Here is a 2,593-nt window from a genome sequence, read left to right as displayed (position 1 = left end):
TTTGTACTGTCTGCGGCTTCGTCGCCTTGTCCTGATTTTTGTTAATCCACTATAACGCGGCACACATTAAAGGGCAGCGTGGCGCGCCTGCCTTTTCCGGTGGGCAAAAAATCAGCCCTCGGAAAACGCGGTTTGCAAAATGCAAACCGCCCGTAACGCCGCCCGTATGATTGTTTTGCCGCGCCGATACTTTACGCCACACTCATTCCAACAAGGAAAAATAATGATGAAACCGCACAACCTGTTCCAATTCCTCGCCGTTTGCTCCCTGACCGTCTCCGTCGCTTCCGCACAGGCGGGCGCGGTGGACGCGCTCAAGCAATTCAACAACGATGCCGACGGTATCAGCGGCAGCTTCACCCAAACCGTCCAAAGCAAAAAGAAAACCCAAACCGCGCACGGCACGTTCAAAATCCTGCGCCCGGGCCTCTTCAAATGGGAATACACTTCGCCCTACAAACAGACTATTGTCGGCGACGGTCAAACCGTTTGGCTCTACGATGTTGATTTGGCACAAGTTACCAAGTCGTCCCAAGACCAGGCCATAGGCGGCAGCCCCGCCGCCATCCTGTCGAACAAAACCGCCCTCGAAAGCAGCTACACGCTGAAAGAGGACGGTTCGTCCAACGGCATCGATTATGTGCTGGCAACGCCCAAACGCAACAACGCCGGCTACCAATACATCCGCATCGGCTTCAAAGGCGGCAACCTCGCCGCCATGCAGCTTAAAGACAGCTTCGGCAACCAAACCTCCATCAGTTTCGGCGGTTTGAATACGAATCCTCAACTCTCGCGCGGCGCGTTCAAGTTTACCCCGCCCAAAGGCGTGGACGTGTTGAGCAACTGATTTGCCGTTTTGAAAAATGCCGTCTGAAAGCCGCCGAGGCTTCAGACGGCATTTTCACGCAGGCGGAACAATGTCCCGCATTACCGCCCGATCGGGCATCGGAACGGCAAACCCGTGAAAATTAACGGTTGCGCCCCGGTTGTTTTTGCCGTTTAATGCAAACCTTGCTGCATCAAGGGCCAAGAAAGCCGACCGGCCGCCCCCACAGCTTCCGATGCAGGCGGCCAGGCCGTCCCTGCAATGTTTTTTATTTTTGAACGAAAGGTCGAAAACCATGAAAAAAACACTGGTGGCGGCGGCGATCCTGAGCCTCGCCTTGACTGCGTGCGGCGGCGGAAGCGATACCGCCGCCCAAACCCCCTCCGCCAAGCCCGAAGCCGGACAATCGGGCAAACTCAACATCTACAACTGGTCGGATTATGTCGATCCCGAAACCGTCGCCGCCTTTGAAAAAGAAACCGGCATCAAGACGCGTTCCGATTATTACGACAGCAACGAAACACTGGAGGCAAAAGTCCTGACCGGCAAATCCGGCTACGACCTGACTGCGCCGTCCATCGCCAACGTCGGCCGGCAAATCAAAGCGGGCGCGTATCAGAAAATCGACAAGGCGCAAATTCCCCATTACGGCAACATCGATAAAGATTTGTTGAAAATGATGGAAGCCGTCGATCCGGGCAACGAATACGCCGTCCCCTATTTCTGGGGCATCAACACCTTGGCAATCAACACGCGGCAGGTGCAAAAGGCATTGGGTACAGACAAGCTGCCCGAAAACGAGTGGGATTTGGTGTTCAACCCCGAATACACTGCCAAACTCAAATCCTGCGGCATCAGCTATTTCGACAGCGCAATCGAACAGATTCCTTTGGCGTTGCACTATTTGGGTAAAGACCCCAACAGTGAGAATCCCGAAGACATCAAAGCCGCCGTCGATATGATGAAAGCCGTCCGGGGCGACGTGAAACGCTTCAGCTCTTCCGGCTATATCGACGATATGGCGGCGGGCAACTTGTGTGCCGCCATCGGTTACGGCGGCGATTTGAACATTGCCAAAACCCGTGCCGAAGAAGCCGCAAACGGTGTGGAAATCAAAGTATTGACCCCGAAAACCGGCGTGGGCGTGTGGGTGGATTCCTTTATGATTCCGCGCGACGCGCAAAACGTTGCCAACGCCCACCGCTATATCGACTACACGCTCCGACCCGAGGTGGCGGAGAAAAACGGCAGCTTCGTTACCTACGCGCCCGCCAGCCGTCCCGCGCGTGATTTGATGGAAGCTAAATACACAAACGATCCATCGATTTTCCCGACCAAAGAACTGATGGAAAAAAGTTTCATCGTATCGCCCAAATCCGCAGAATCCGCCAAACTGGGCGTGAAGCTGTGGCAAGGTCTCAAAGCGGGCAAATAACCGGAACCCCTGCCGTCTGAAACCTTTCGGGCGGCAGGAAACGGCGCGTCCGTTATCAAACAGGGGGCGTTTCCCCGCCTGCCGGTTATGATTGGGTTAAGATTAAAATTATTTAGTAAAATGAGAAAGATATGGATTTAAGTATCGTAGTTCCCATTTATAATGTCGAGAGTTATTTGGAAGCGTGTCTAAATTCCATAGAACCTATATTAAGCAATGAAAATGTCGAACTTATCCTTGTGAATGACGGGTCAAAAGACGGAAGTGAAGATATATGTTGAGACCTTTGCAAAATTCCTTTCCCTCCCGACAGCCGAAACCCAAACACAGGT

Annotated in this window: 2 protein-coding genes and 1 pseudogene; all 3 read left to right on the top strand. The window is 53.3% G+C overall.

Going from position 1 to position 2,593, the window contains the following annotated elements; translation table 11 throughout:
- Window positions 1-223: 223 nt before the first annotated feature.
- The gene (lolA, locus tag KEM39_RS11045) at window positions 224-847 is read left to right on the top strand and encodes an outer membrane lipoprotein chaperone LolA (RefSeq protein ID WP_002219647.1); all 624 of its coding nucleotides are present in this window, start codon (window positions 224-226) and stop codon (window positions 845-847) included.
- A 274-nt stretch (window positions 848-1,121) separates the two neighbouring features.
- On the top strand, window positions 1,122-2,261 hold the full coding sequence (locus KEM39_RS11040; RefSeq protein ID WP_211710042.1) for a polyamine ABC transporter substrate-binding protein: 1,140 nt from the start codon (window positions 1,122-1,124) through the stop codon (window positions 2,259-2,261).
- A 131-nt stretch (window positions 2,262-2,392) separates the two neighbouring features.
- Window positions 2,393-2,539: pseudogene (locus KEM39_RS11035) on the top strand (glycosyltransferase family 2 protein); the annotation flags it as partial.
- Window positions 2,540-2,593: the final 54 nt, after the last annotated feature.

Origin of the sequence: Neisseria sp. Marseille-Q1983, assembly GCF_018224585.1 — a bacterium.
In the GTDB taxonomy this organism is placed as follows: Bacteria; Pseudomonadota; Gammaproteobacteria; order Burkholderiales; family Neisseriaceae; genus Neisseria; species Neisseria polysaccharea.
This window is presented reverse-complemented; position numbering and strand designations above follow the sequence as displayed.